Origin of the sequence: Streptomyces sp. NPDC096339 (genome assembly GCF_044762985.1) — a bacterium.
GTDB lineage: Bacteria > Actinomycetota > Actinomycetes > Streptomycetales > Streptomycetaceae > Streptomyces.
Window position 1 is genome coordinate 17,433 of record NZ_JBIWFI010000034.1, and the last position, 25,472, is coordinate 42,904.

Below are 25,472 nucleotides of genomic sequence, written 5' to 3' on the forward strand. Positions count from 1 at the left end.
GCGCACCGGGCGCCCGCCGGCGCCGGCCGTCGGCAGGTGCCCGGTCCGGCACCGGCGCGCACCACCGACGCGCCGTCAGGCGTCCCTGCGGCGCAGCACGTACAGGCCGGCCACGTGCGCCACGGCGGTCCACCCGACCACGATGAGGACGGCCGTCGCCGAGGAGTACGGGGCATGGCCGCCGACGCGCGTGAAGTGGTCGCCCGCTCCGTACGGCAGGGCGTCGTTCACGGCCGCGAGCGCGTCGCCGCCGAGTCCCGGGAGCACGCTCGGCAGCGCCCACAACAGTGCGACCAGGATCGACAGCGCGCCGGCCGGGTGCCGCGAGGCGAAGGCCACACCGACGGTGAGTACGGCCACGAGCGCCTGATAGCCGCCGATGGCGAGGATCTGACCGACGGTCGTGCCGGCGGCGAACGAGGCCCGCCCGTCGAACGCCATCCAGGCGACGACCGTGCCCACCACGGCGAACCCGGCACCACCGAGGAACGCGACCACGCCCGTCACCAGCGCCTTCGCGGCCTGCACCCGATGCCGTCGAGGCACCCACAGCAGCGAGGCCCGCACGGTCCCCGTCGCATACTCGGAGGTCACGGCGACCGTGGCCAGGACGACGACGGCGAACTGGCTGACGACGACGGAGCCGGCCGCCGCGTTCCCCACGGGCTGGACCGCCTGTTCGTTGATGCGGGCGATCGAGGCGTAGTAGAAGGTGAACACGGCGGTGACCGCGAGCCCCGCCACAAGGCAGAGCCAGGCGGACCGGACGGACCAGAGCTTCGTCCACTCACAAGCCACGGCCCCGGCGAAACCACCGGGTGTGCTCCGCCCCGCGGCCCCGTGTTCCTCCCCCGGCGGTGGTGCGATCGTCCGCTTCCCGGATGACGCCGTGGTGATCACTGCCGTCCCTTCCCCTCAGTGCCGCCCGACGCGTACTCGACGCTCCGCGCGGTCAGGTCCATGTACGCCTGCTCCAGCGAAACCCGTACGTCGCTCAGCGCGTGCAGCCGTACGCCGCGGTGGTGGGCGAGGTCACCGACGTCGGCCGCGCTCATGCCGCCCACGGAGAGCTCGCCCGCCGCGGACACCTCCACGCGCACGCCGTCGGCCGCCGCCAGGCACCGGACCAGCGTGGAGCGCCCTTCCGGGTCCGGCACCGAGGCCCGTGCCGAGACGGGCGACGCGGCGTCCAGGAACTCCGCGAGGGAGGAGTCGCTCAGCAGCCTCCCCCGACCGATGACGACGAGATGATCGGCCGTCACCTGCATCTCGCTCATCAGATGGCTGGAGAGGAACACGGTGCGCCCCTGCGCCGCATGGTCCCGCACGAGCCGCCGGATCCACTGCACACCGTCGGGATCGAGGCCGTTCACCGGTTCGTCGAGAACCAGCACCGGAGGGTCGCCGAGCAGTGCGCCCGCCACGCCCAGCCGACCGCTCATGCCGAGCGAGTACGTTCCCGCCGGTCTACGGGAGGCCTCGGCCAGGCCCACCGCCTCCAGTACCTCGTCCACCCGCCGTACCCGGATGCCGTTGGCCCGTGCCTGGGCGACCAGGTGGGCACGGCCGGATCGGGCGGGGTGGACGGCCCGGGCGTCCAGCATCGCTCCGACCGCCCGCAGCGGCCGCCGCAGGTCCGCGTAGGGCCGGCCGGAGATCAGGGCCCGTCCGCGCGTGGGGCGGTCGAGGCCCAGGATCATGCGCATCGTGGTGGACTTCCCGGCCCCGTTGGGGCCGAGGAAGCCGGTTACCCGTCCGGCGTGGATGTCGAACGTCAGGTCGTCCACAGCCGTCGTGACGCCGTAGCGTTTGGTCAGTCCTCGGATGCTGATCACGACACTTCCTTCGCTGTCGGTCGGAGGGCTCGGCGCACGAGGCACGGGGCCCGCCGCGATTCCCGTACGGCATCGACGCTACGAGCGCACGAAGACGACGCCCATGGGCCGAAAGGAAGGGGCGTCCTGCCTTTCGTCGGGGGAACACCCCCACTCCGGGAGGCGACTTCGGGACTCACCACGGGCACGGCCGTGAGCCGGCCGTAGGCTCCTCGCGTGGAAGAGACGACACCGAACAGCCGGCCCGTACGCGTCCTGGTGGCCGACGACGAGGCAATGGTCCGGGCCGGCGTACGCGCCATCCTGGCCCGGGACCCGCACGTCGACGTGGTCGCCGAAGCGGGCGACGGCAACGAGGCCCTCGCACTCACCCGCCGACACCGGCCTGACGTGGTCCTGCTGGACATCCAGATGCCCGGCCTCGACGGACTGACGGCGGTGGCCCGGCTGCGCCGAGAACCGGTGACCGTAGGTGTGATCATGCTGACGACCTTCGGCCAGGACGAGTACATCACCCGGGCACTCGAGGAAGGCGCCGACGGATTCCTGCTCAAGGCGGACGACCCCAGAGAACTCCTCAACGGCGTACGGGCGGTCGGCGCGGGCGGGGCCTACCTCTCCCCCCGAGTCGCCGCCCGGGTCATCGCCGGCCTGCGCGCGCACCGCACCGCACACCCGCACCGCTCCCTGGACCGGCTCACGGCGCGCGAGCGCGAAGTCCTGGCAGGGCTCGCCTCAGGGCTGTCCAATGCCGAGATAGCGAGCCGACTGCACCTCGTCGAGGGCACCGTCAAGGCACACGTCAGCGCCGTCCTGACGAAACTGGGCGCCCGCAACCGAGTGGAGGCGGCCGTAGCCGCCCACGAGGCCGGCCTGACGCTGCCGCGCCGCGACTGAACCGGGCGCCGTCACACGGCTGCCGGACGACCCGTGCCCGTTCGGGGCGCTACCGCAGCGCGGCGACCACGACTTCGGTGGCTCGTGCGATGAGGCGGTCGTCGTGGCCGGCGTCTTGAGCCGAGCGGCTGGAGAGGACCGCGAGGACGATCGGCTCGCGACGCGGTGGCCGGATGACGCCGATGTCGTTGCGCGTGCCGTAGCCGGCGGTGCCGGTCTTGTCTCCGACCTGCCAGCCGGTGGGAACGCCGGCGCGGATGAGGTCGTCGCCGGTGGTGTTGCGCTCCAGCCAGTCCATGACCAGGGCCTTGCCTTCGGCGCCGAGGGCGTCGCCGAGGGTGCAGGCGTGCAGGTCGCCGGCGAGGGCGCGCGGGGTGCTGGTGTCGCGGAGGTCCCCGGGCGTGGCTTCGTTGAGGGCGGTCTCCCAGCGGTCGGCCTGCGTGGTGTGATCGCCCAGATCGGCCAGGAAGCACTGGAAACCCCTGGGTCCGTCCAGGTCCCGCAGGAGCAGGTTGCCGGCGGTGTTGTCGCTGAAGCGCACTGCGGCGTCACACAGCGCGCGAAGTGTCATGCCCGTGCCGACGTGCTGCTCGGTGACGGGAGAGTGGGTGACCAGGTCGTCCCGGGTGTAGTGGACGACTCGTTCGAGGCCCTGGGGCGAGTTCTCCCTCACCACTGCCGCTGCGGCGAGTGCCTTGTGGGTGGAGGCGTAGGCGAATCGCTCGTCCGCGCGGTGCGAGATGACGCGCCCGCTGCCGGTGTCGAGTGCGTGGACGCCGAGCCGGGCGTCGAACTCCTGCTCCAGGCGGGCGAAGGCGTCGTCCGCCGTCGTGGTGCGCGGTTTGGCCGTGGTGTCGGCCTCGGCCGTGGCGGCGCCCAGCAGTGGGGCGAGCGCGACGGTGGACAGCGCGGCGAGCGAGGCGCGTCGGGTCAGGGCCACGGGGAAGTCCTTTTTATGCGGATGCGACGGGCCGTCCCGAGGCTATCCGCAGGGAGCGGACCGTTGGGGTCACAGTCGGCCGTCGGGCGTGCCGGGCCCCGTCCGCCGCGGTACGGGTACGTCATGGCGCAGAAGCAGGAGAAGGCGGGCGACGACGGAAGCACCGGACGGCCGAAGCAGCGGGGGGCCACCCTCGCCGTTCTCGCCGGAGCGCTGATCGGCGCCCTGGCGGGTCTCACGGGAAGCACGCTGGCCTACTTCGAGGCCAAGGACACGCACCGGACCGAGGCCGAGGCGCGCCGCGCGGACATCCGGCGGGAGGCGTACGTCGAGCTCTCGACGAGCGTGAACAAGTTCGTACAGCAGGCCACCCAACTGCTGAGGACGAGCCTCGATCCGGCCAAGACCGAGGAGGACAGGCAGCGCGCGTTCGCCAACGGGTACGCACCGGCCAACACGGACCTCGCGCGGGCCTACACGACGGTCCGCCTGGTGACGACGGACGAGGGCAGGCAGGACCTGGACGAGCTGGAGGCCCTCACGGCCCGCGTGGGACGGCTGGCGAACGAGAGGGTCGCCCAGGGCCCCGAAGGCGTCGACGTGAAGAAGGCGGGCGCACAGTTCAATGAGGCGGTGGAGCAGCAGTTGGCCGCACTGCAGACGTTCCTGGACCGCGCCGCGGACGGGGCGCTGTAGGGCTCGCCCACCGGGGTCCGCAGCCCCCGGCAACCGGCAGCCCCCGGCCACCCGCAGCCCCCGGCAGCCGTGGCCGGCCACGTGATCGCGGCCGGCCACGGCGGGGAGCAGACCTCGCCCGCTAGAAGGGCGCAGCGGCCCGCAGGAGGTCCTGCGGCAGGTAGGGGGATTCGACGCGGATGGTCCAGCCGCGGCGGCGGGCGTGGCAGGCCAGGGCGAGGATGTCGACGTTGACGGCGGCGTCGGGGTCGTCGGCGCGGTCGGCGACCTGGTAGTAGGCGCGATGGGCTTCGAGCGCGTCGGCCAGGGCGAGGTTGAAGCTCTCCTCGTCGCCCTCCACGAGCTGCGACAGCAGCACGGCCGGCGGCATCGCGAAGCCCCAGTCCTTGGCCTTCTCGGCCTGGTCCAGCGCCCGCTGCGCGGCGGACTCGGGGTCGTCGCCCTTCAGGTAGGCGTGGAGGGCTTCGCGGTACGGGCCGAAGGCGGATCCGTCGGTCCCGGCGAAGGTGGGGCCGGTCAGGACCAGCGGGGCGAGGTCCTCGCGGGCGCCCGTGATCAGGGCGAAGGCGGCGGCCGTCTGCCAATTGCCGGCGCCGGCTTCCCTCTCCCGCTGGGCCGGGTAGCGCAGGCTGCGGCCGTCGATGGTCACCTCGGCCTCGCTGCCCGGTTCCGCGAGGGCGGAGCGGAACAGGGCAGCCCCCATCTGCGAGACCAGCCTGAGGCGCGCGAGTTGAGCGTCCGTGACTCCGCCGGGCTCTCCCGCCCGCCACTTGAAGAGGCGCTCCTGGTCTCCCATGACGCTGTCGAGCCGCGAGACGCGCGGAGGCTTCCCGTCGGCCGGGGTGAACGCCTCCTCGAGCCGTTGCCCGTAATGGGCCTCGGTCTGCGGGCTCACCGTCCAATCGCCGGCCGGTCGCTCCACCACCAGCGGGCCGGCGGCCAGTTCGGCGACCGCGTCCGGCCGCCGGTCCCGGCCGAAGCCCCCGACCCGCGGGCCCCGGGTCTCGAAGCCGGTGACCAGCGCGTGCGGGAGGTAGCCGCTGCGGACGGCCGGGGCCCAGCCCAGGGTCCGGTACGCGAGCGCGGCGAGGGCGATGGGGACGAGCGGGAGGAGGCTCCTCGGGGAAGTCGTGGAGCCGTGCAGGGCGGCGTGCCGGGTCAGGAGGCCGGCCAGCGCGGCGTCGAAGGCGTCCCGGTCCTCGGCGGCCAAGGCGCGCATGGTACGCAGCGCCGCGCTGTCCGGCCGCTCCTGGAGGGGCTCGCCGGTCTCCTCGGCGCGGGTCCGGATCCGCGCCAGGGCCGCGTCGACGGCGGCGAGCTTGGCCCGCGCGCTCGGCGGGTACTCCTCGTCGTCGCCCGTGTCGTCCAGGACCACGGCCATCAACCCGGTGGCGAGCTCGCCGACAGGAGTTCCCTGCGCCCGCGCGGCGAACTTGTCGCGGGCGAAGTGGAAGGCCTCGCCGTGCCACTTGGCCTTGCCCCTGAGGACCGCCAGGCAGAGCGCGTCGGTCCACTCCCCGGGCGTGACGCTCTCCTCGGGTTCGTCGTCACCGGGGTCGTAGCTCATGCCGAAGTTCACGTACTCCAGGAAGACCTGGAAGCTGCAGTGCGGGTGGTACGCCGCGTAGGCGACGGCGCCGGCCGCGGCCTCGGAGGCGTCGTCGAGGGCGGCCTTGGCCTCAGGGGTGTCCAGGTCGGGCGTCTCCACGGAGAGGGCGCCCAGATAGTCGAGGAACTCGTCCGAGATCGACTGCCACTCGTAGGTGGTCATCCGGCCGCCCCTCGACATGGACCGCACCTGCCCCCCGATCCGGTTCGTGAAGTCCTCGCGCGCTGCCGACACGGCGGCCCCGCCCACCTGGTGACGCTCTATCCGCACTTCGTCCCGCTCCTTGATCGAATCCCGGGAACAGCCTAAAGGCTGCCGGAGCGGGCCCCGTCGGGCATCGTAAGGGCCGCTGCTAGTCTGCGCCCATGACCAGGGGGAGAGGGCCGGGCCGGATCGCCGCCGTCGCGGGGAGCAACAGGGCGGAGCGCGTCCTGATCCTGGCGAGCTTCGTGAACCGAGTCGGCAACGGGCTCTTCAACACGGCGTCGGCGCTCTACTTCACCCTGGTCGTGGGCCTCCCGGCGGCCCAGGTGGGCGCCGCCCTCACCGTCGCCGGACTGGTGGGCCTGCTCGCGGGGATACCGGGTGGCCGGCTGGCCGACCGACGCGGCCCGCGCACGGTCATGATGCTCGCCCTGGCGGTCCAGGCGTCGGCGATGGCCGCCCTCGTGCTGGTCGAGAGCTGGTCCGGCCTCACGGTCGTCGCCACCGTCGACCAGCTCGCCGCGGCCGTAGGCGGCGCGGCCTGGGGAGCCCTCGTGGGCCGGGTCGGCACCGACCGCCCGGCGCTGTTCAGGGCGAAACTCCGAACGTACGTCAACCTGGGCGTCGTCCTGGGAACCGCGGGTGCCGGATTCGCGGTCGCGGCGAACAGCCGCACCGCCTACGTGGTGTTGATCCTCGGCAACGCGGCCAGTTTCGCGCTCTGCTCCCTGCTGCTGTTGCTGCTGCCCGACTACGAGCCCTTGGCGCCGCCGGCGCGGGCGCGCCGCCGGCCGGCCCTCGCCGACCGCCCGTACGTGACCTTCACGGTCCTCTACGGCGCGATGGGGCTGCAGTACGCGACGGTCTCCCTGCTCCTGCCCATCTGGATCTCCGAGCACACGAACGCGCCGCGCTGGACGGTGGTCGCGGTGTCCGCGATCAATTCCGGGGTCTGCGTCCTCCTGCAGACCAGGATCGGATCGCGCATCGAAACCCCGCGCGACGGAGGCAGGGCCTTCCGCACGGCAGGCCTGCTCTTCCTCCTCAGCTGTCCGATGATGGCCCTGACCGCCCACACCCCCGGATGGGCGGCCGCCCTCCTCGTGGTCGTGGCGATCTTCGTCCACAGTCTCGGGGAGATCTGGGAGTCCTCGGCCGGCTTCGCCCTCGGCTTCGGCCTGGCACCGGAGCACGCCCAGGGCGAGTACCAGGGGCTCCTCGGGCTCGGCTTCAGCGGGGGCCAGGCGCTCGCCCCCGCCATCCTCACCACCATCGTGCTCGGAGCGGGTACGGCCGGCTGGCTCCTCCTCGGAGGGTTCTTCGCCGCCGTGGGCGCCGCCGGCCCGGCGCTCGAACGCTGGGGCACGCGCACCCGCCCCGCGCGGGGCGCAGGGGCCGCCGAGCCCATCGAGGCGCGGGCGTAGCCGGACGCCGGCTCCCGGCGTACGCGTTCCCCCGAGGCCTGCCGAGGAGTCCGGCACGGGCCCGACCGCGCGCCGATGCGCCCGGCCTACGTCCCGGCGGGCCGCATCCCCCTGGCGCGGGCGACCTCGCAGGCCGCCTCGGAGCCGAGGAAGTCGAGGACTTCACGAGCACGGTCCGGCCGGGCAGCGGAAGCCAGGACGGCTCCGCTGAACGTCGAGCTGATGGCCGCGTCCCCCGGCAGCGGGCCGGCGACGACGACGCCCGGCAGGTCCATCAGCTCGCTGTGCTGCTGGAACGCCAGATCGGCCCTTCCGGAGGACAACAGGCTGCCGGCCGGCACCCCGGGTGGTGCCTGGACGAGCCGCCCGGCGAGCGCGCCGGTGAGGCCCAGCCGGCCGATCAGCTCGATCAGGGCCGTTCCGCTGGGACCGGTGGAGTAGGCGATGCCCCCGGCAGCCTCCAGGACGGATCGCAGCTCCAAAGCCGAGCCGAGCGCCGGCACCGGTGCCCCCTCCGGCACGGCGGCGACGACCTGGGAGATCCACAGCGGACGCACGGTGTCCGCCAGGAGGTACCCCTCCTCCGCCAGCGCGGTCACGGCCCCGTCGGCGAGTACGAGCAGATCGGCCTCGGCGCCCTCGCGCACCCGGCGCGCCACCTCGACCCCGCCCCCCGCCTCGAAACGCACGGGAAGTCCGTCGGCCGGCCGGAACCGCTCGGACAGATCGGCCAGCACCGGCCGTGTCGCCATCGAGGAGAGCCCACGTATCTCCGGGTTCACAATCGCCTCCTTGGTGTGCGGCAGATCGTACGACGCCTGCCGCCGGGCCTCAACGAGGGTCTGCGAGACTGGCCGCGTGAGCGCAACCCGGAGCACGGCAGCTGGAAAGGTCCTCGAGGTTCTCTCGGCCTTCGACCGCGAACACCCGTCGCAGACACTGTCGGAGATCGCCCAGCGCACCGGCCTGGCCCTCAGCACGGCGCACCGGGTCGTCGCGGAACTGGCGGACTGGGGGGCTCTGGAGCGCGCGGAGGACGGGTCGTGGCACGTCGGGCTGCGGCTCTGGGAGATCGCCTCGGGGTGTCCGCGCACCCAGATCCTGCGCGACGTGGCGCTGCCCTTCATGCAGGACCTCTACGAGGCCACCCACGAGAACGTCCAGTTGGCGGTGCGCGAGGGTACGGAGCTCGTGTTCGTCGAGCGGATCGCCGGGCACCGGTCGGTGGAGCTGCTGACGATGGTGGGGAGCCGGTTCCCGATCGGCTCCACCGGGATGGGGCGCGTACTGCTGGCCCACGCGCCGTCGGACATCCAGGACGAGGTGCTCGAGTCCCCGCTGAGGGCCTGGACCCCGCACACCGTCACCGACCCGAAGACGCTCCGCGCGCAGCTGGACCGCATCCGCCGCGAGCAGGTCTTCGTCAGCGACCGGCAGCTCTCGGAGAGCACGGTCGCGGTCGCCGCACCGGTGAGGATCGGCCGGAGCGGGCCGGTCAGTGCCGCTCTGGGGATCGTGATCACCATGCGCAGCGCGGATCGTGCGCGCGGGCTGCGCGAACCGCTGCTGAGGGCCGCGTACGGGATTTCCGACGAACTCGGCCGACGCACCCGCCCGACCGGCTGAGACCTGACGCGCTGAGACCTGACCGGCTGCGACCCGATCCGGCTTCCGCCTGACGGAAACGCCGGTGACCGGTCGCGGCCGCGGCTGCCAACGTTCGACGTGTCCACCACGTTCACCGTTGCCCAGGAGAAGCCATGGCCGACGCCGTCATCGATACCGTTGCCCGGGTTCCCGTCGCCGTGATCGGAGCCGGCCCCGCCGGTCTGATGCTGGCGCACCTGCTGGGGCGCGCGGGTATCGAGACGATCGTCCTCGACACCCGCACCCGGCACGCGATCGAGACGACCCACCGGGCCGGAATCCTCGAAGCCGATGCCGCCCGGGACCTCGTGGAGACGGGGGTGTCGGACCGGATCCTGCGCGAAGGACACGAGCACGAGGGGATCGAAATCCGCTTCGGCGGACGGCCGCACCGGATCGACTTCAAGGAGCTGGTGGGCGCGTCGGTGTGGCTCTATCCGCAGACCGACGTGTTCACCGACCTGGCCGACGCACGGGAACGCGACGGCGGCACGGTCCACTTCGGCGTCCGCGACACCGAGGTCCTCGACATCACCACCAGCGCTCCGCGGGTCCGGTACACCGCGCCCGACGGGGCCCGGCACGAGATCCGGGCGAGGTACGTGGTCGGCGCGGACGGATCGCGCAGCATGTGCCGGGACCTGGTCCCCGAGGACCGGCGGGTGCGGTACGGCAAGGAGTACCCCTTCGCGTGGTTCGGCATCATGGCCGAGGCGCCGGCGAGCGCACCCGAGCTGGTCTACGCCCATTCCGAGCACGGCTTCGCGCTGATCAGCCAACGCACCGAGACCGTGCAGCGGATGTACTTCCAGTGCGCCGCCGACGAAGACGTCGAGGCCTGGCCGGACGAGCGCGTCTGGGAGACGCTCCGGGCACGGGTGGCGGGGGAGGACGGCTTCCGCCTGAAGGAAGGCCCGATCCTGGAGAAGTCGGTGCTGCGCTTCCGCTCGTTCGTGCAGGAGCCGATGGGCTGGGGCTCGATGCTCCTCGCCGGGGACGCCGCGCACACCGTGCCGCCGACCGGCGCCCGCGGACTCAACCTCGCACTGCACGACGTGAAGGTCCTGGCCGGCGTCCTCGTCCGGGCGCTCGGCGCCGAGGGCGAGGCCGCGCTGGAGGAGTACGAGCCGCGTGCGCTGCGGCGGATCTGGCGGGCGCAGAACTTCTCCCACTGGATGACCCGACTGCTGCACACCCCGCCCGGCGGCTCGCCGTTCGACCTGCGCCGAGGGCTCGGCGAACTCGACAACGTACTGGGCACGCGCGCCGGCCGCACCTACCTCGCCGAGCAGTACACCGGCTGGCCCGCAGCCTCCCAGGGCTGAAACCGACGACCCCCAGGAACCCCCATGATCATCGACTGTCACGGGCACTTCACCACCGCGCCCCCGCAACTGGCCCAGTGGCGCGACCGACAGGTCGCCGCGGCCGGATCCCCCGCGGACGCCCCGCACCCGGACGAGCTCGTCATCACCGACGACGACCTCCGCCAGGCGATCGAGAGCAACCAACTGCGCCTCATGGACGAGCGCGGGACCGACCTGACGGTCTTCTCCCCCCGGGCCAGCTTCATGGCCCACCACATCGGGAACTTCCAGGTGTCCGCGACGTGGGCACGGATCTGCAACGACCTCGTCCACCGGGTCGCCGGGCTCTACCCCGACCGCTTCGCCACGGCCGCCATGCTGCCGCAGTCGCCGGACGTCGACCCGGCCACGTGCCTGCCCGAACTGCGCCGCGCGGTGGAGGAGCTCGGCGCGGTGGCGGTCAACCTCAACCCCGATCCGTCGGGCGGCGGATGGACCGCGCCGCCACTGACGGACCGCAGCTGGTACCCGCTCTACGAGGCGATGGTCGAGTACGACGTCCCCGCGATGATCCACGTGAGCACCTCGTGCAACCCGGCCTTCCACACGACCGGAGCCCACTACCTGAACGCGGACACCACGGCGTTCATGCAGCTGGTCCAAGGCGACCTGTTCGCGGACTTCCCGTCGCTGCGGTTCGTGATCCCCCACGGCGGGGGAGCGGCGCCCTACCACTGGGGCCGGTTCCGTGGTCTGGCGATGGCGCTCGGCCGCCCCGACCCCGAGACGCTGCTCGACAACGTCTCCTTCGACACCTGCGTGTACCACCAGCCCGGCATCGACCTGCTCACGCAGGTCGTCCCCAGCCGGTCCGTGCTGTTCGCGAGCGAGATGATCGGCGCCGTCCGCGACATCGACCCGCGCACCGGCCACCACTTCGACGACACGAGGCGGTACGTCGAGGCCACCGCGCACCTCACCGACGACGAACGGGCCGCCGTCTACTCCGGCAACGCCCTGCGCGTCTACCCCCGCCTCGCCGCCCGCCTCGCCGCCCGCGCCGCCGTTCGGCCCGGCGCCGTCGGCCACTGACCCAGGAGAAACCCTCATGGAGCACACCGAGATCGGTGTCGTCCACACGTCCATCACCCGCGCCGCCCCCGAGGACGTGGCCGCACTGTCGGCGTTCGGCGTGGCCACCCTCCACGAAGCCATGGGCCGGACCGGGCTGATGCGCCCCTATCTGAACCCCGTCTACGCGGGGGCGCGACTGTGCGGCACCGCCGTGACCGTGCTGCTGCAACCCGGCGACAACTGGATGCTCCACGTCGCCGCCGAGCAGATACGCGAAGGCGACGTCGTGGTCGCGGCCTGCACCACCGAGAGCGAGGACGGATTCTTCGGCGACCTCCTCGCCACCTCGTTCCGGGCCCGGGGCTGCCGGGGCCTGGTCATCGACGGCGGCGTACGCGACGCGGCCGACCTGGAGGACATGGACTTCCCCGTCTTCGCACGGGCGGTCAACGCCAAGGGCACGGTCAAGGCCACGCTCGGCTCGGTCAACGTCCCGGTCGTCTGCGCCAACGCCCTGGTCAGGCCCGGGGACGTGGTCGTGGCCGACCGCGACGGCGTCGTGGTGGTGCCACGCGAGCGGGCCGCCGAGGTAGCCGGGGCCGCGGCACGGCGCGAGGCGGCCGAGGAGAGCAAGCGCGCGCGGTTCCGCGCGGGCGAACTCGGCCTGGACATGTACGACATGCGCGGCCCGCTGGCCGAGCTCGGACTGCGCTACGAGGACTGACGATGACGACGAGCTTCGAGAAGACCCCCGGCTGGCTGGACTGGTACGCCGATCCCAGCCGGCCCCGGTTCCGGCTGCCCGAGGGCGCCGTCGACGCGCACTGCCACGTCTTCGGTCCCGGCGCCGAGTTCCCCTACGCCCCCGAGCGCAAGTACACGCCCTGCGACGCGTCCAAGAGTCAACTCGTCGTGCTACGGGACCGGTTGGGCGTCTCCCGCAGCGTCGTGGTGCAGGCGACCTGCCACGGCGCCGACAACAGCGCCATGGTCGACGCCCTGCGGTCCTCGGGGGGCCTGGCCCGGGGGGTCGCCACCGTACGGCCCGGGATTCCGGAGACGGAGTTGCGCGAGCTCCACGAGGCGGGCGTCCGCGGCGTGCGGTTCAACTTCGTCAAACGACTCGTCGACGCGGCTCCGCGCCAGGACCTGTGGGACGTCGTCAAGCGCATCGCGCCCTACGGATGGCACGTCGTCGTCTACTTCGAGGCCGCGGACCTCGCGGACCTGCGCGACTTCCTCCTCTCCATCCCCGTGCCGCTGGTCGTCGACCACATGGGCCGGCCCGATGTCACCAAGGACCCGCACGGCCCGGAGTTCGAGGCGTTCCTGGACTTCATGCGGGCCAGGCCGGACATCTGGTGCAAGGTGACCTGCCCCGAGCGGCTGTCGGTCAGCGGCCCGCCCGCCCTCGACGGCGAGCAGGACGCCTACCGCGACGTCGTTCCCTTCGCGCGGCGCGTAGTGGAGGAGTTCCCCGACCGGGTGCTGTGGGGCACCGACTGGCCGCACCCGAACCTCACCGACCACATGCCCGACGACGGCCTGCTCGTCGACTTCGTCCCGCGGATCGCGCCGACCCCACGGCTGCGGCAGGGGCTCCTCGTCGACAACCCGATGCGCCTGTACTGGCCGGACGCGGGCTGACCGCCCCACGATTGGAGTCCCACCGTGACACTGGACAAGAGCTACAAGCTCGTTCCGGGAACGACCGTCTTCGACGCCGAACAGTCCGCCAAGGGTTACCACCTCAACCAGTTCTGCATGTCGCTGATGACGGCCGAGAACCGTGCCCTCTACCTCGCCGACGAACGCGCCTACCTGGACGCGTGGCCGCTGCGGGAGGAGCAGAAGCGGGCACTGCTCGACCGCGACCTCAACGCCGCGATGCGCGAGGGCGGGAACATCTACTTCCTCGCCAAGTGGGGTGCGACGCTGGGCCTTTCGTTCCAGCAGATGGCGGGATCGATGACCGGCATGACCGAACAGGAGTACCGCGACATGATGGTCCGCGGCGGCCGCCCGGTCGACGGCAACCGCATCGACCACGCGGTCCTCGAAGCGGCGCACGCCGATCCGGCACCCCCGTCCGAGCACGCCGTGATCACCGGAGCGGTCTTCACCTCGCACGTGCCGGCGATCGGCGCGGCGATGGACCACGCCAAGACCGAAGAGCCTTACTGGAGGCCGGTCTTCGAGGGCTACGAGTTCTCGAAGAAGTGGGAGGAGGAGAACCTCCCCGACGTGATCCTCCTCGTCTACAACGACCACGCCACCTCCTTCGACCTGTCGCTGATCCCGACCTTCGTGCTCGGCACCGGCGCCGCCTACCCCACCGCCGACGAGGGCTACGGGCCCCGCCCGGTCCCCGGCATCGAGGGCGACCCCGACCTGGCCGCCCACATCGCGCATTCCCTCATCAGGGACGACTTCGACCTCACCCTCGTCAACGAGATGGCCGTCGACCACGGCCTCACCGTCCCGCTGTCACTGATGTTCGGGGACGTCGAGAAGTGGCCGTGCAAGGTGATCCCCTTCCACGTCAACGTGGTGCAGTACCCCGTGCCCTCGGGCGCCCGCTGCTTCGCACTCGGCCGGGCACTGCGCAAGGCCATCGAGTCCTACGACAGGCCACTGAAGGTCCAGGTGTGGGGCACCGGCGGCATGAGCCACCAGCTGCAGGGCCCGCGCGCCGGCCTCATCAACCGCGAATGGGACAACGCCTTCCTCGACAGGCTCGTCGCCGACCCCGTCGGTCTGTCGCGGGTACCGCACCTCGAATACGTCGAGGAGGCGGGCTCGGAGGGCATCGAGCTGGTGATGTGGCTGATCGCCCGCGGGGCGATGAGCGACCTCGACGGGGCGGGACACGTCGAGGTCAAGCACCGCTTTTACCACGTGCCGGCGTCCAACACCGCCGTCGGCCATCTGATACTCGAAAACCACCCCCGGGCCCAGGAGCCCGCCGAAGGAGTGAAGTGACATGAGCGACGGACGAACCCTCCGGGTGGCCCTGGCCGGCGGTGGCGCCTTCGGCGCCAAGCACGCGGCCGCGCTGCGCCGGATCGAGGGCGTCGAGGTGGCCGCCGTCGTGAGCGGCACCCTCGAAGGCGCACGGAAGTTCGCCGCGGAACAGGGCGTCGGCCGTGGCGTCGCCTCCCTGGACGAGGTGCTGGCGATGGACGACATCGACGCCGTCATCCTCGCCACGCCCACCCCGATGCACGCCGAGCAGACGCTGGCCTGTCTCGACGCGGGCAAGCACGTCCAGGTGGAGATCCCCCTCGCCGCCTCCCTGGCGGACGCCGAGGCCTGCCTGGAAGCCCAGCAGCGCTCCGGACTGGTCGCCATGGTGGGACACACCCGCCGCTTCAACCCCAGCCACCAGTGGGTGCGCCGCCGGATCCAGGCCGGGGACTACCGGATCCAGCAGATGGACGTGCAGACGTACTTCTTCCGCCGCACGAACCTCAACGCCCTCGGGCAGCCGCGCTCCTGGACCGACCACCTGCTGTGGCACCACGCGGCTCACACCGTCGACCTGTTCGCCTACCAGACCGGCTCCCCGATCGTGCGGGCCAACGCCCTCCAGGGCCCGATCCACCCCGAACTCGGCATCGCGATGGACCTGTCGATCCAGTTGCGCGCGGAGAACGGCGCCATCTGCACCCTGTCCCTCTCGTTCAACAACGACGGGCCGCTCGGCACGTTCTTCCGCTACATCGGCGACACCGGCACCTACATCGCCCGCTACGACGACCTGGTCACCGGCAAGGACGAGCCGATCGACGTCAGCGGGGTCGACGTGTCGATGGACGGGATCGAACTGCAGGACCGGGAGTTCGTCGCCGCCATCCGCGAGGGCCGCGAGCCGAACGCCTCCATCGCCCAGGTGCTGCCCTGCTACCGGACGCTGGCGGCCCTGGAGGAACAGCTCGTCGCCGATGGTGGTCGATGATCGTTTCGCCGGTTACAGTCGGCCCGTCAGCGTGAACAGAGCGCGGGAGCCCCATGATTGACCCGAAACCGGTCGCTGTGACGTTGCTCGTGCTGTACTCACCTCGGCTGGAGGAATGCCGACGCTTCTACCGGGACCTCGGACTGGACTTCATCGCGGAGCGCCACGGCCAAGGCCCAGAGCACTACGCCGCGGTCCTGCCGGGCGGTATGGTCTTCGAGCTCTACCCGGCCCGTCAGGGGCGCCAGACGGACATCCTGCGCCTCGGCCTGGCCGTCGACGGAGCCACGGTCACTCCGCCGCTCACCCCGGGACGCCACGTCCTCACGGACCCCGACGGTCGCAAGGTCGAGGTCCGCGCGACCTGAGCACCGCCGGCTCGGTGAGACGGCCCGCGGTGGCCTAGCGGTAGTTGAGCTCGGCGAGTTCGGTGGCCAGGCGGCGGCGCAGGGCGGGGATGCGGGAGGCGATGGGGAGCACGGTGTTGCGGGCGGTGCGCAGGGCCGGGTTGCGGGTGGTGGCGACCCGGGTCATCCGGTCGGTGAGGGCCACGACCCGCTGGGCGACCGGCCTGCGGCGGGCCTCGTAGCCGTCGAGGTTCTTGTCGGCGAAGGAGCGGCCGAGGGCGTACCCGTCCTGGATGCCGGTGTTCATGCCCTGTCCGCCGGCGGGGGAGTGGACGTGGGCGGCGTCCCCGGCGAGGAACAGCCGGCCCGCCCGGTAGTGGTCGGCGACGCGGTGATGGATCCGGAACCGGGAGGACCAGGCCACCTCGCGGACGCCGGCCTGGCCGGGCGCACGCTCGTCCAGCAGCCCCTGCACGAAGGCGAGGTCGGGCTCGGCGGGGGCCTCGGCGACGCTCGCGACCACCCGGTAGTGGCCTCCGGGCAGGGGCGCGACCACCGTGAGACCGGCGGCACCGAGGGTGAGGGAGACCTCGGTGGCGCCCGGGGCCCAGTCCATGACGACGTCGGCCAGTACGAAGGACTCCTCGTACGCGCTGCCGGTGAAGCCGATCCCGGCCGCCTCGCGGACCGCGCTGTGCATCCCGTCGGCTCCGACGGCGTGGCCGGCGCGCAGGGTCTCGCCGGTGGTGGTGGTGAGGGTGACCCCGTCCGCGTCCTGGGTGATCGCGGTGACCTCGTACGGGCGGTGGACGTCTCCGCCGACGGCGCGCAGCCGGGCGAGGAGCACGGCCTCGGTCTGGTCCTGGGGGACCATCAGCGCGTACGGGTAGGCGGTCGGCAGGCCCTCGAAGCCGACCTTCGCGAGCGGGCGGGCGCCGTCGCGGATCCGGAACGTGCCGACGGGGATGCCGCGGCCGATCAGCTCGGCGGAGAGGGCGCGGGAGGGGTCGAGCTCGTCGAGGACTTCCAGGGTGCGGGCGTGCACGACGGCGGCGCGGGAGGTGTTGGCGCCTTCGGCCTGCCGGTCCAGGAGCACGAAGTCGATGCCGGCCTCGGCCAGGGTCACGGCGAGGGCCAGTCCGGTGGGGCCGGCCCCGACGATGGCGACATCGGTGGTGGCGGGGAGTGGGAGCGGGGCGGTGCTGTTCATCACGGGCCTCCTCCAGTGAGCCAACACCTGTTGGCCAACGGCTGTTGACTAAAGGATGCGGTCGGGCGACCTGGTGTGTCAACAGTTGTTGGCCTACAGTTGTTGGCATGACGGTACGACGCAGCTCCGAACGGACCAAGGCAGAGATCCTGCGGGCCGCGCGCGAGCGTTTCGCAACACAGGGCTACGAGCGCACCACCATCCGTGCCATCGCCGCGGACGCGGAGATCGACCCCTCGATGGTGATGCGGTACTTCGGCAGCAAGGAACAGCTCTTCGGGGCGAGCCTGGCCATCGACCTGCGGCTGCCGGAGCTGGGCGCCGTGCCGGCGGGTGAGCTCCCGGCGGCGCTCGTACGGCACTTCGTGGAGCGGTGGGAGGGGGACCCGGCGGACGACGCCCTGCTGGTACTGCTGCGCTCCGCGGTGACGAACGAGCAGGCGGCGGCCCGGATGCGGGAGGTGTTCGCGCTGCAGGTCGCCCCGGCGCTCGCGGCGGCCCTCGGCCCGGAGCGGGCCGCTCGGGCGGCGGGCCTGGTCGCGGCCCAGCTCCTGGGCCTCGCCCTGACCCGCTACCTCCTGAAACTCCCCGGGGTGACGTCCCTGCCCCCGGAGGCGGTGATCACCGGCCTGGCCCCCGCCTTGGCGGCCACCCTGTCCGCCCCGTAGGAGCGACCGAGCCCGCCGCCCGCAACGGGGACGGTTCCGGGCCCGGCCGGTGATCGTCTACTCGGCGGGTGCCGGGCGGGTCTCGGGGTCGCCGCACATCGCCCGGTCGTACAGGGCCGACAGGGCCGCGTCGATGGGATGGGGCTGCGGGACGCCCGAGGCGTCGATCACGTTCCACCTCTGGAGGTTGACGGCGACGGACATCTGGCGCCTGCCGTCGGACCGGGTCAGCGAAATCGTCCCGGCGCCCCACACCGTGCCGTCGTGGCCCCAGAAGGTGCCGCAGCGGGTGTCGACCCGGTGCAGCCCGAGACCGTACTGGATGGGCGAGCCGTCCAGGGCCCGCACCGGGACCGTCCGCTGCATCTCGGCCAGCGACGACCGGCCGACGATCCTGCCGTCGAGCAGCGCGGCGTAGAAGCGGTTGAGGTCGTCCATGGTCGACACGAGTGCGGCGCCGGTCCCCGTCCAGGACATGTTGTAGACGCTGTAGTCGCGCGGCGGGGCGAGGAGGCCGTAGAACGCCTCGTACATCCGCGAATGCGGTCCCTCGATCCACGGGCCGCTCGGGAAGGACGTCTCGCGCAGCCCGGCCCGCTCGATGACGTTGCGCGTGATGTACGCCTCCGCCGAGGTGCCCGTCACCCGCTCCAGGAGCTGCCCCAGGAGCAGGTAGTTGGTGTTGGAGTACACGCCGGGGGTGGCGCCGGGCTCGCCGGCGGGCGGCGCCGACAGCCCCAGTTCGATCAGTTCCTCGGGGCTGAACTGCCGGAACCGGTTCTCGTCGAGGCTCCGGGAGGACATGTCGGGCAGGGACGGGAAGCCCTGGAGGGACGGGAACGCGTACGGGATGTAGTCGGGGATGCCGCTGGTGTTGTTCAGCAGCATGCGTACGGTGATCTTCCTGCCGCGTTCCCCCGGCACCAGCTGCGGCAGGTAGTCCCCGATCGGCGCGTCGAGGCGGATCCGTCCCCGCTCGGCCTGCTGGAGGACCGCCGCGGCGGTGAACGTCTTGGTCACACTGCCGACGCGCTGGCGCATGCCCGGTGTGACGGGGCGCCCGGTCGCGGTGTCGGCGACCCCGGAGGCGCCGCGCCACGTCCGGCCGCCGTCGCGGACCTCAGCGAACACGCCCGGCACACCCGCCCGGTGGACGCCCTCCAGGGCCGTGCCGAGCGCTGCCGTCGAACCGCCGCCCGGCTCGGGGGCCGCCGCGACCGTGCCCGCGCTCGCGGACACGCTCAGTGCGACCGCGCCCGCGGCCGCGCAGACCACCAGCCGGATCCTCTTCGCCTTCGTCATGCTCTTCCTCCCCTCTCCGGTCACGGTGCCAGGGCGCGCCGCAGGGCCGCGCCGACTTCGGTGATCTGACGCTGCGACACCTCGGCGGACAGGATCGCCTGGGAGCCGTGGAAGGTGCCGGGCCACTGGTGGAGCTCGACCGACACGCCCGCCCGCAGCAGGCGCAGCGCGTACTCGATGCCCTCGTCGCGGTTGGGGTCGAGCTCGGCGGTGGCGATGTAGGCCGGCGGCAGTCCGGACAGGTCGGCGGCCCGGGCCGGTGCGGCGTACGCGGTCGCGGGCCGCGGGCCCAGATAGTGCCCCCACGAGGCCCGGAGCTTGTCCCGGGTCAGCCAGGGGGTGTCGGTGAACTGCCGCTGCGACCACGTCTCCTGGCGGTCGTCGAGCCCGGGTTCGTTCAGCAGCTGGAAGTGGATCGCCGGGCCCCGCTCGTCCCGGGCCCGCAGGGCCACGGCCGCCGCGAGGTTCGCGCCCGCGCTGTGGCCCCCGACCGCGATCCGTGCCGGGTCGACGCCGAGTTCGGCCGCGTGGTCGGCGGTCCAGCCCAGGACCGCCCACACGTCCTCCAGGGCGGCCGGGTAAGGGTGTTCGGGGGAGAGCCGGTAACCCACCGAGACCACCACCGCGCCGGTGGTCACGGCGATCCGGGAGGCCCAATGGTCCTCGGTGTCCAGGTCGCCGACGACGTGCCCGCCGCCGTGCATCCAGACGACCGCGCCCTGCGTCCGGTGCGGGCGGTAGAGGCGGACCGGGACGGCCGGTTCGGCGGGCACCAGGCGGTCCTCGACGAGCAGCTCGGAGGTGTCCGGGGCCGGCCGTGCTGCGGCGAGCTCCGCGTAGACCTTGCGGTCGGCGACCGGGTCGGTCCAGTCGCAGAGCGGGAACAGCGGTACGAATGCTTCGAGTTCAGGGTCCATGGCGACCATCCTGGTCGCCGCCGCCCGCGGCGTCGCCCGCCACCCGTCGCACATCGCACCCCCGACGCGCACCGAACGGCGCGGCCCTCTCCTCCTATCCTTCGAGCATGGAGGCATTGGCCGTACGGCTGTCAGGACTGGACCCCTACGTCGACGGCGCCATGCGCATCGTCGCCTTCTACGACACGCTCATGCGCCGACGGGTGGACCTGCCGGCCCTCGGGCGGGCCTCGGCCGCTCTCGCCGAATGCGTCGCGGGGCTCCGGCTCCACGGAACGGGGCGCGTCGTACGCGTGACCCCCGACGGCCGGCCCGCCCCCGACCTCCCGGCGCCCGCGTCCACCACCGTCGCGATCACGCTCGACGACGAGGAGATCGGCACGGTGTGGCTGGAGCGCCCCGGCCCGGCCGGCCCGCTCGACGAGCTGCTCCTGGACCGGCTGGCCCTCGCCGCCGCCGGGGTCGTCGAGCGGTACGGTCCGGCCCGGACCACCATGGCCGACCCCGCCCTCGTCGAACTGGCCATCGGCGCCGACACCGACGAGGCGGACCGGGCCCGGGCATTGCGGCTGCTGGGCTTCCCCGCCGGGGTACCGCTGCGCGTCCTCGCCGTCCGGTCGCCGCTGCCGCTCGACCGGGTCGGCGCCCTGGTGTGCCCGTCGGGCCCCGTCAAGGCGGCCCTCATCGGGGATGTGGGCGTCGTCCTGGCCACCGCCGTCGACCCGGCCCGGCTCCCCGCGGACGCCCGCGCGGGCATCGGCGCCGACGGCGGCCCCGACCGCTCCTGGCGCCAGGCCCGCGCGGCCCTGCGCTTCACCGGCCCGCGCGAACCCGTCGTCCACTACGCGAACCTGGGAGCGCTGGCCCTGTTGGCGGAGATCCCGGACGAATCCGTACGGGACAACCAGGACGTGGCCGCCATCGCCCGGCTCGCGGCCGACCCGGACGACCTGCGGACCCTGGACGCGTACTGCGCCACGGGCTCGTTGCGGCGCGCCGCCGAGCTCCTCCACCTGCACCACAGCAGCGTCTCCCGCCGCCTCGAACACATCGGCCGGAGCCTCGGCATGGACCTCACCGCACCCGGCGGACCGGTCAGGGCCAGGCTCGCCCTCACGGCATGGCGTCTCCTCGCCGACCGTCCGGACGGCTGAGGGCCACCGGCCGGCGGCGCCGGCTACCGGCTGAGCGAGCCGAGGGCCGCCGCGTCGTACGGCTTCAGCTCGTCGAAGCGGTTGCCGAGGACCTTCGCCGCCCACTGCGGGTCCTGGAGCAGCGCCCGGCCGACGGCGACCATGTCGAACTCGTCGCGTTCCATGCGGTCCAGCAGGTCGTCGATGTCGCCGAGGGCCGCGCCCTCGCCGGCGAAGGCGCGGAGGAAGTCGCCGTCGAGGCCGACCGAGCCGACGGTGATGGTCGGCCGGCCGGTGAGCTTCTTCGTCCAGCCCGCCAGGTTCAGGTCCGAGCCCTCGAACTCCGGGATCCAGTAGCGCCGGGTGGAGGCGTGGAAGACGTCGACGCCCGCCGCCGCCAGCGGGGCCAGGATCGCCTCCAGCTCCTGCGGGGTCTGCGCGAGCCGGCCGTCGTAGGCTTCCTGCTTCCACTGCGAGTACCGGAAGATCACCGGGAACTCGGCCGAGACGCGCTCGCGGATCGCGGCCACGACCTCCGCGGCGAACTTCGTACGGGCCACCGCGTCGCCGCCGTACTCGTCGGTGCGGCGGTTGGTCCGCTCCCACAGGAACTGGTCGAGCAGGTAGCCGTGGGCTCCGTGCAGTTCGACGCCGTCGAAGCCGATCCGCTCGGCGTCCGCGGCGGCGTCGGCGAACGCGCCGATGACGTCGTCGAGGTCGGCGCGGGTCATCGCCCTGCCGGTCCCCTCGGTGCCGTCGACGCGGATGCCGGAAGGGCCGACGGCGGGCGCTTCGGGGTAGGGCGCCTCGCCCTGCTCGCGGACCATGCCTATGTGCCACAGCTGCGGCACGATCGTGCCGCCGGCCTCGTGCACGGCCGCGGCGACCTCCGCCCACCCGGCGAGCTGCTCCTCGCCGTGGAACCGGGGAATCCGGTCGCTCTGCCCGGCGGAGTCGTGGCCGACGTAGGTGCCCTCGGTGACGATCAGGCCCACACCCGCGGCGGCCCGGGCGGCGTAGTACGCCCGGACGTCCTCGCCGGGCACGCCGCCGGGCGAGAACATCCGCGTCATCGGGGCCATCGCGATGCGGTTGGGGACGGTCAGGCCGTTCAGCGTGACGGGCCGGGACAGGATCTCGGCCGCGCGGGAGGCGGTGGACGTGGTGACGGTCATGCGGGTCCTCCGGGTTCAGGCTGTGGCTCGTCGGGGTGACAACGAGAAGTGCATACTACACACGATATGTATCATGCATATTGCCGCGGCCCGACGGTCCACGGGTCGGCGATAATGGAGCGCCGGAAGAAGCGGGAGGCGCAGTGCTGGAGAAACTGGAACGGGAGCTGATGCTGCTCTCGCGGCACCAGGTGCTCGCCCGGCGCGAGCGCGACCCCGAACGCCTCGATCGGTCGGCGTACCTGCTGCTCAGCCGGATCGACACGCAAGGGCCCATGTCCATAGGGCAGTTGGCGGAGGCCTTCGGGCTCGACACCTCGACCGTGAACCGCCAGACGGCCGCACTGCTGCGCTGCGGACTGGCCGAGCGCGTCGCGGACCCGGACGGCGGCATGGCCCGCAAGCTGCGCATCACCGACGAAGGCGGTCGCCGGCTCGCCGCGGACCGTGAGGCCAACCGGTCCTGCCTGGCCCAGGTGGTCGCCGACTGGTCCCCGGAGGAGGTACGGGAACTGGAGGACGTCCTGGTCCGGCTCAACCGCAGCGCCGAGGCCCTCGAAGGACGGTACTGGCCGCGCACGGAGGAAGACGACGCCCGCCCCGCATGCCACCCGCCGCTCCCGTGGGAACCCGCGACTCCCACCCCGTAGAAGGGGCCGCGGGGCGCCCGGCCGAACCCGGTGGCCCCGGGCCGGCGAGCACGCGGCGGGCCCCCACCCGGTACCGCCAGGGGCCGCGACCACGTCGGCAGCCGCTACCCGGCCGAGCGCTGGGCCCGCAACCACGTGTCGGCGGCCCCCGGCGAGCGCAGGCGTACGACGTCCAGCGGGGCGAACCGCGTGTCACCGGCGAGCCGTCCGATCTCCGCGCGCCGGGACGCGTACCTCGACCAGGCCCACCATGCCGGGTGGTCGCCGCGCAGCCACTCCCGCCACCGCTCCCTGTTGCCGCCGAACAGCCGCTCCCGCGTCAGGCTCCGGCGCAGTGACCGCAGAAGAACCCGGCGCATGACGACACGGCGCGGATGGTCGAGCCACACCACGGTGTCGGCCCGCCGCCACAGGAACTCTCGCGCGGACTCGGGCCCGTGGGAGTCCAGGACCCAGCGCTCGCCCGCCGCGATCGAGGCGACGTCCGCGGCGTAGGAGGGGCTGACGGCCCACTGCGGTCCCGAGAAGTGGAGGGCGTCCATCTCGTGGTACGGAAGTCCGAGTCGCAGCTCCAGCTCTCGGGCCAGGGTCGACTTGCCGGCGCCACTGATGCCGACCACGAGTACACGGCGCATCGGTGCAGCCTACCGACTTCGCCCTGCCCGGCCGGGGCCCTGCCCGGCCGGGGCCCTGACAGGCTGACCAAAACTCGGTGGCTTCCGTTTCCCCACGGAGGTGAGACTTCCGATGTGACGCTTCACGAGAACGAGATCCCGGTCGACGAGACGCTGGTCCGGTCACTGCTCAAGGCACAGCGCCCGGAGTGGGCCGACCGGCCGTTGTCGCCCGCGGGCGCGGGCACGGACAACACCATGTACCGACTGGGCGACGACCTGCTCGTACGACTTCCGCGGACCGCCGGCAACGGAGAGTCCGTGCGAAAGGAACAGGAATGGCTGCCCCGCCTGGCGCCCCTCCTATCGCGTCCGATTCCCCGGCCCGTCCACGCCGGTACGCCCACCGGCGCGTTCCCGCTGCCCTGGTCGGTCTACCGCTGGATCGACGGCGACGAGCCCGGCCCGCACACCGTCCGGGACTGGGCCGCCTTCGGAGCCGACCTGGCGGAAGTCGTGAGGGAGCTCCACGGCATCGACCTCATGGGAGCTATCCGCGCGGACGGCCTCAGCTGGTACCGCGGCGGCACCCTGGAGCCGTGCGACGAGTGGGTCGGCGTGCGTCTCGACGAGTGCCGGACCGTCGTGGGCCCTGAGCTCGACGTCGACGCTCTGGAACGGTTGTGGCGGGGCGCGCTGGCGCTGCCCGAGCCCTCCGGCCCGCACGTCTGGCTCCACGGCGACCTCAAGCCGACCAACCTCCTGGTCCGGGACGGCAGGCTCCACGCGGTGATCGACTTCGGTGGACTCTCGGTCGGCTTCCCCGATGCGGAGCACTCCACGATCTGGGACCTGCCGCCCCGGGCACGACAGGCCTACTGGGACGCCCTGAACCTCGACGACCCGACCTGGACCCGCGCCCGTGCCTGGGCCATCGCGGTGGGCGTCAGCGGAATCTCCTACTACCGGCACACCTTCCCCGCGTTCGTCGCCGAATGCCGAGCGCGCCTCCAGGCGATCCTCGCCGACGCCGCTGCGCGCTGATGGGACGGACGCGTCGCGCGGGCCCCGCGACGTGAAGGGCTCGACCGCGGATGCGGCCTCGACGGGACGGTGCCCGCGCGGAGCCGCTGTCGGGCGGCTCAGCCTCGTGGTGCGACCGCTGCGAGCTCGTCGACGGTGCCGGACATGATCACGCGGAGGTGCCGCGTGAGGTGCTGGACCGGCCAGTCCCACCAGGCGATGCCGAGCAGACGGGCGATGTCGTCGTCGTGATGGCGCATGCGCACGACCTTGGCGGGGTTCCCTCCGACGATCGCGTAGTCGGGGACGTCGTCGACGACGACGGCGCCCGAAGCGATGATCGCGCCGTTCCCGATGCGCACTCCGGGCATCACCATGCTGTGGTAGCCGAACCAGACGTCGTTGCCGACGACGGTGTCACCCCGGCCGGGCAGTCCGGTGATCAGGTCGAAGTGCTCGGCCCAGGAACCGCCCATGATGGGGAAGGGGAACGTGGAGGGTCCGTCCATGCGGTGGTTGGCGCCGTTCATGATGAACCTCACCCCGGTGCCCAGCGCGCAGAACTTGCCGATGACCAGCCTCTCCGGCCCGTAGTGGTAGAGCACGTTGCGGGTTTCGAACCCGGTCGGATCCGTCGGGTCGTCGTAGTACGAGTACTCCCCGACCTCGATCAACGGTGACGTCACCAGCGGCTTCAGCAGCACCACACGCGGCTGGTCGGGAAACGGGTGGAGCACCGTCGGGTCCGGGGGAAGTCGTTTCACGGCAGTCTGCTTTCGGCTCGGCGGCGGTGGCGGATGCCCGTACAGCCTGGCCGTACGGACCGTGCGACGACAACCGCG

At 72.5% G+C, this 25,472-nt stretch carries 26 protein-coding genes; 15 read left to right on the top strand and 11 right to left on the bottom strand.

Features of this window, described 5'->3' with window-relative positions:
• Positions 1–75: 75 nt before the first annotated feature.
• Both ACIQ5Y_RS31400 and ACIQ5Y_RS31405 read right to left on the bottom strand, forming a co-directional pair.
• The gene (locus tag ACIQ5Y_RS31400) at positions 76–798 is read right to left on the bottom strand and encodes an ABC transporter permease (RefSeq protein WP_403887997.1); all 723 of its coding nucleotides are present in this window, start codon (positions 796–798) and stop codon (positions 76–78) included.
• Positions 799–896: 98 nt separating this feature from the next.
• Complete coding sequence (locus ACIQ5Y_RS31405; RefSeq protein ID WP_403888000.1) at positions 897–1,835, bottom strand: ATP-binding cassette domain-containing protein; 939 nt, start codon at positions 1,833–1,835, stop codon at positions 897–899.
• Positions 1,836–2,051: 216 nt separating this feature from the next.
• Between ACIQ5Y_RS31405 and ACIQ5Y_RS31410 the strand changes: the two genes are divergently transcribed.
• Positions 2,052–2,732 (top strand): response regulator, encoded by a 681-nt coding sequence (locus tag ACIQ5Y_RS31410; protein WP_403888003.1) that lies wholly within the window; start codon positions 2,052–2,054, stop codon positions 2,730–2,732.
• A 49-nt stretch (positions 2,733–2,781) separates the two neighbouring features.
• On the opposite strand, the gene bla is transcribed toward ACIQ5Y_RS31410, so the two are convergent.
• Positions 2,782–3,672 carry a class A beta-lactamase gene (gene bla, locus ACIQ5Y_RS31415; protein WP_403888006.1) on the bottom strand — a complete coding sequence of 297 codons (891 nt, stop codon included), beginning with the start codon at positions 3,670–3,672 and terminating at the stop codon, positions 2,782–2,784.
• A 123-nt stretch (positions 3,673–3,795) separates the two neighbouring features.
• On the opposite strand from bla, the gene ACIQ5Y_RS31420 reads away from it, so the two are divergent.
• On the top strand, positions 3,796–4,368 hold the full coding sequence (locus ACIQ5Y_RS31420) for a hypothetical protein (RefSeq protein WP_403888009.1): 573 nt from the start codon (positions 3,796–3,798) through the stop codon (positions 4,366–4,368).
• A gap of 121 nt (positions 4,369–4,489) precedes the next feature.
• Here ACIQ5Y_RS31420 and ACIQ5Y_RS31425 read toward each other — a convergent pair whose 3' ends face one another.
• Positions 4,490–6,226, bottom strand: a complete 1,737-nt coding sequence (locus tag ACIQ5Y_RS31425) for an immunity 49 family protein (RefSeq protein ID WP_403888213.1) — start codon at positions 6,224–6,226, stop codon at positions 4,490–4,492.
• Between the two features lie 116 nt (positions 6,227–6,342).
• On the opposite strand from ACIQ5Y_RS31425, the gene ACIQ5Y_RS31430 reads away from it, so the two are divergent.
• A complete protein-coding gene (locus ACIQ5Y_RS31430) occupies positions 6,343–7,605 on the top strand; it encodes an MFS transporter (RefSeq protein WP_403888012.1) in 1,263 nt (420 codons plus the stop codon).
• 86 nt (positions 7,606–7,691) lie between these two features.
• Here ACIQ5Y_RS31430 and ACIQ5Y_RS31435 read toward each other — a convergent pair whose 3' ends face one another.
• Positions 7,692–8,387, bottom strand: a complete 696-nt coding sequence (locus tag ACIQ5Y_RS31435) for a substrate-binding domain-containing protein (RefSeq protein ID WP_403888014.1) — start codon at positions 8,385–8,387, stop codon at positions 7,692–7,694.
• A 76-nt stretch (positions 8,388–8,463) separates the two neighbouring features.
• Between ACIQ5Y_RS31435 and ACIQ5Y_RS31440 the strand changes: the two genes are divergently transcribed.
• From ACIQ5Y_RS31440 to ACIQ5Y_RS31475, 8 genes are all read left to right on the top strand, one after another.
• Entirely contained in the window at positions 8,464–9,231 is a 768-nt protein-coding gene (locus ACIQ5Y_RS31440) for an IclR family transcriptional regulator (protein ID WP_403888017.1), read from the top strand.
• Between the two features lie 134 nt (positions 9,232–9,365).
• On the top strand, positions 9,366–10,577 hold the full coding sequence (locus tag ACIQ5Y_RS31445) for a 4-hydroxybenzoate 3-monooxygenase (protein ID WP_403888020.1): 1,212 nt from the start codon (positions 9,366–9,368) through the stop codon (positions 10,575–10,577).
• A 24-nt stretch (positions 10,578–10,601) separates the two neighbouring features.
• Positions 10,602–11,651, top strand: a complete 1,050-nt coding sequence (locus ACIQ5Y_RS31450; protein WP_403888023.1) for an amidohydrolase family protein — start codon at positions 10,602–10,604, stop codon at positions 11,649–11,651.
• Positions 11,652–11,667: 16 nt separating this feature from the next.
• Positions 11,668–12,357 carry a 4-carboxy-4-hydroxy-2-oxoadipate aldolase/oxaloacetate decarboxylase gene (gene ligK / locus ACIQ5Y_RS31455; RefSeq protein ID WP_403888026.1) on the top strand — a complete coding sequence of 230 codons (690 nt, stop codon included), beginning with the start codon at positions 11,668–11,670 and terminating at the stop codon, positions 12,355–12,357.
• 2 nt (positions 12,358–12,359) lie between these two features.
• Positions 12,360–13,280: an amidohydrolase family protein gene (locus tag ACIQ5Y_RS31460; protein WP_403888029.1), complete on the top strand. Its 921-nt coding sequence runs from the start codon at positions 12,360–12,362 to the stop codon at positions 13,278–13,280.
• A 24-nt stretch (positions 13,281–13,304) separates the two neighbouring features.
• A complete protein-coding gene (gene ligA, locus ACIQ5Y_RS31465) occupies positions 13,305–14,615 on the top strand; it encodes a protocatechuate 4,5-dioxygenase subunit alpha (protein ID WP_403888032.1) in 1,311 nt (436 codons plus the stop codon).
• 1 nt (position 14,616) lies between these two features.
• A complete protein-coding gene (locus ACIQ5Y_RS31470; RefSeq protein ID WP_403888035.1) occupies positions 14,617–15,591 on the top strand; it encodes a Gfo/Idh/MocA family oxidoreductase in 975 nt (324 codons plus the stop codon).
• A gap of 53 nt (positions 15,592–15,644) precedes the next feature.
• Complete coding sequence (locus tag ACIQ5Y_RS31475) at positions 15,645–15,959, top strand: glyoxalase/bleomycin resistance/dioxygenase family protein (protein WP_403888038.1); 315 nt, start codon at positions 15,645–15,647, stop codon at positions 15,957–15,959.
• A gap of 34 nt (positions 15,960–15,993) precedes the next feature.
• Here the strand turns inward: ACIQ5Y_RS31475 and ACIQ5Y_RS31480 are convergent, their stop codons facing one another.
• The gene (locus ACIQ5Y_RS31480) at positions 15,994–17,148 is read right to left on the bottom strand and encodes an FAD-dependent oxidoreductase (RefSeq protein WP_403888041.1); all 1,155 of its coding nucleotides are present in this window, start codon (positions 17,146–17,148) and stop codon (positions 15,994–15,996) included.
• A 107-nt stretch (positions 17,149–17,255) separates the two neighbouring features.
• On the opposite strand from ACIQ5Y_RS31480, the gene ACIQ5Y_RS31485 reads away from it, so the two are divergent.
• Positions 17,256–17,816: a TetR family transcriptional regulator gene (locus tag ACIQ5Y_RS31485; protein WP_403888044.1), complete on the top strand. Its 561-nt coding sequence runs from the start codon at positions 17,256–17,258 to the stop codon at positions 17,814–17,816.
• Between the two features lie 57 nt (positions 17,817–17,873).
• Here ACIQ5Y_RS31485 and ACIQ5Y_RS31490 read toward each other — a convergent pair whose 3' ends face one another.
• Both ACIQ5Y_RS31490 and ACIQ5Y_RS31495 read right to left on the bottom strand, forming a co-directional pair.
• A complete protein-coding gene (locus ACIQ5Y_RS31490) occupies positions 17,874–19,118 on the bottom strand; it encodes a serine hydrolase domain-containing protein (protein WP_403888047.1) in 1,245 nt (414 codons plus the stop codon).
• Positions 19,119–19,138: 20 nt separating this feature from the next.
• Entirely contained in the window at positions 19,139–20,035 is an 897-nt protein-coding gene (locus tag ACIQ5Y_RS31495; protein WP_403888050.1) for an alpha/beta hydrolase, read from the bottom strand.
• A 107-nt stretch (positions 20,036–20,142) separates the two neighbouring features.
• Here ACIQ5Y_RS31495 and ACIQ5Y_RS31500 point away from each other — a divergent pair, with 107 nt between their 5' ends.
• Positions 20,143–21,189, top strand: coding sequence for a helix-turn-helix domain-containing protein (locus tag ACIQ5Y_RS31500; protein WP_403888053.1), 1,047 nt, complete (start codon positions 20,143–20,145; stop codon positions 21,187–21,189).
• Between the two features lie 23 nt (positions 21,190–21,212).
• Here ACIQ5Y_RS31500 and ACIQ5Y_RS31505 read toward each other — a convergent pair whose 3' ends face one another.
• Positions 21,213–22,343, bottom strand: coding sequence for an NADH:flavin oxidoreductase (locus tag ACIQ5Y_RS31505; RefSeq protein WP_403888055.1), 1,131 nt, complete (start codon positions 22,341–22,343; stop codon positions 21,213–21,215).
• A 146-nt stretch (positions 22,344–22,489) separates the two neighbouring features.
• On the opposite strand from ACIQ5Y_RS31505, the gene ACIQ5Y_RS31510 reads away from it, so the two are divergent.
• Complete coding sequence (locus tag ACIQ5Y_RS31510; protein ID WP_403888216.1) at positions 22,490–22,993, top strand: MarR family winged helix-turn-helix transcriptional regulator; 504 nt, start codon at positions 22,490–22,492, stop codon at positions 22,991–22,993.
• Positions 22,994–23,097: 104 nt separating this feature from the next.
• Here ACIQ5Y_RS31510 and ACIQ5Y_RS31515 read toward each other — a convergent pair whose 3' ends face one another.
• Complete coding sequence (locus ACIQ5Y_RS31515) at positions 23,098–23,628, bottom strand: adenylate kinase (protein ID WP_403888058.1); 531 nt, start codon at positions 23,626–23,628, stop codon at positions 23,098–23,100.
• A gap of 114 nt (positions 23,629–23,742) precedes the next feature.
• Here ACIQ5Y_RS31515 and ACIQ5Y_RS31520 point away from each other — a divergent pair, with 114 nt between their 5' ends.
• Positions 23,743–24,651 carry an aminoglycoside phosphotransferase family protein gene (locus ACIQ5Y_RS31520; protein ID WP_403888061.1) on the top strand — a complete coding sequence of 303 codons (909 nt, stop codon included), beginning with the start codon at positions 23,743–23,745 and terminating at the stop codon, positions 24,649–24,651.
• Between the two features lie 98 nt (positions 24,652–24,749).
• Here the strand turns inward: ACIQ5Y_RS31520 and ACIQ5Y_RS31525 are convergent, their stop codons facing one another.
• The gene (locus ACIQ5Y_RS31525) at positions 24,750–25,394 is read right to left on the bottom strand and encodes a CatB-related O-acetyltransferase (RefSeq protein WP_403888064.1); all 645 of its coding nucleotides are present in this window, start codon (positions 25,392–25,394) and stop codon (positions 24,750–24,752) included.
• Positions 25,395–25,472 lie beyond the last annotated feature (78 nt).

Excerpts from the sequence above, each read along its gene's own strand:
- ACIQ5Y_RS31420 (WP_403888009.1), top strand. The coding sequence starts at position 3,796 with ATGGCGCAGAAGCAGGAGAAGGCGGGCGACGACGGAAGCACCGGACGG.
- ACIQ5Y_RS31430 (WP_403888012.1), top strand. The coding sequence starts at position 6,343 with ATGACCAGGGGGAGAGGGCCGGGCCGGATCGCCGCCGTCGCGGGGAGC.
- ACIQ5Y_RS31445 (WP_403888020.1), top strand. The coding sequence starts at position 9,366 with ATGGCCGACGCCGTCATCGATACCGTTGCCCGGGTTCCCGTCGCCGTG.
- ACIQ5Y_RS31450 (WP_403888023.1), top strand. The coding sequence starts at position 10,602 with ATGATCATCGACTGTCACGGGCACTTCACCACCGCGCCCCCGCAACTG.
- ligK (WP_403888026.1), top strand. The coding sequence starts at position 11,668 with ATGGAGCACACCGAGATCGGTGTCGTCCACACGTCCATCACCCGCGCC.
- ACIQ5Y_RS31460 (WP_403888029.1), top strand. The coding sequence starts at position 12,360 with ATGACGACGAGCTTCGAGAAGACCCCCGGCTGGCTGGACTGGTACGCC.
- ACIQ5Y_RS31470 (WP_403888035.1), top strand. The coding sequence starts at position 14,617 with ATGAGCGACGGACGAACCCTCCGGGTGGCCCTGGCCGGCGGTGGCGCC.
- ACIQ5Y_RS31475 (WP_403888038.1), top strand. The coding sequence starts at position 15,645 with ATGATTGACCCGAAACCGGTCGCTGTGACGTTGCTCGTGCTGTACTCA.
- ACIQ5Y_RS31480 (WP_403888041.1), bottom strand. The coding sequence starts at position 17,148 with ATGAACAGCACCGCCCCGCTCCCACTCCCCGCCACCACCGATGTCGCC.
- ACIQ5Y_RS31485 (WP_403888044.1), top strand. The coding sequence starts at position 17,256 with ATGACGGTACGACGCAGCTCCGAACGGACCAAGGCAGAGATCCTGCGG.
- ACIQ5Y_RS31490 (WP_403888047.1), bottom strand. The coding sequence starts at position 19,118 with ATGACGAAGGCGAAGAGGATCCGGCTGGTGGTCTGCGCGGCCGCGGGC.
- ACIQ5Y_RS31495 (WP_403888050.1), bottom strand. The coding sequence starts at position 20,035 with ATGGACCCTGAACTCGAAGCATTCGTACCGCTGTTCCCGCTCTGCGAC.
- ACIQ5Y_RS31500 (WP_403888053.1), top strand. The coding sequence starts at position 20,143 with ATGGAGGCATTGGCCGTACGGCTGTCAGGACTGGACCCCTACGTCGAC.
- ACIQ5Y_RS31505 (WP_403888055.1), bottom strand. The coding sequence starts at position 22,343 with ATGACCGTCACCACGTCCACCGCCTCCCGCGCGGCCGAGATCCTGTCC.
- ACIQ5Y_RS31515 (WP_403888058.1), bottom strand. The coding sequence starts at position 23,628 with ATGCGCCGTGTACTCGTGGTCGGCATCAGTGGCGCCGGCAAGTCGACC.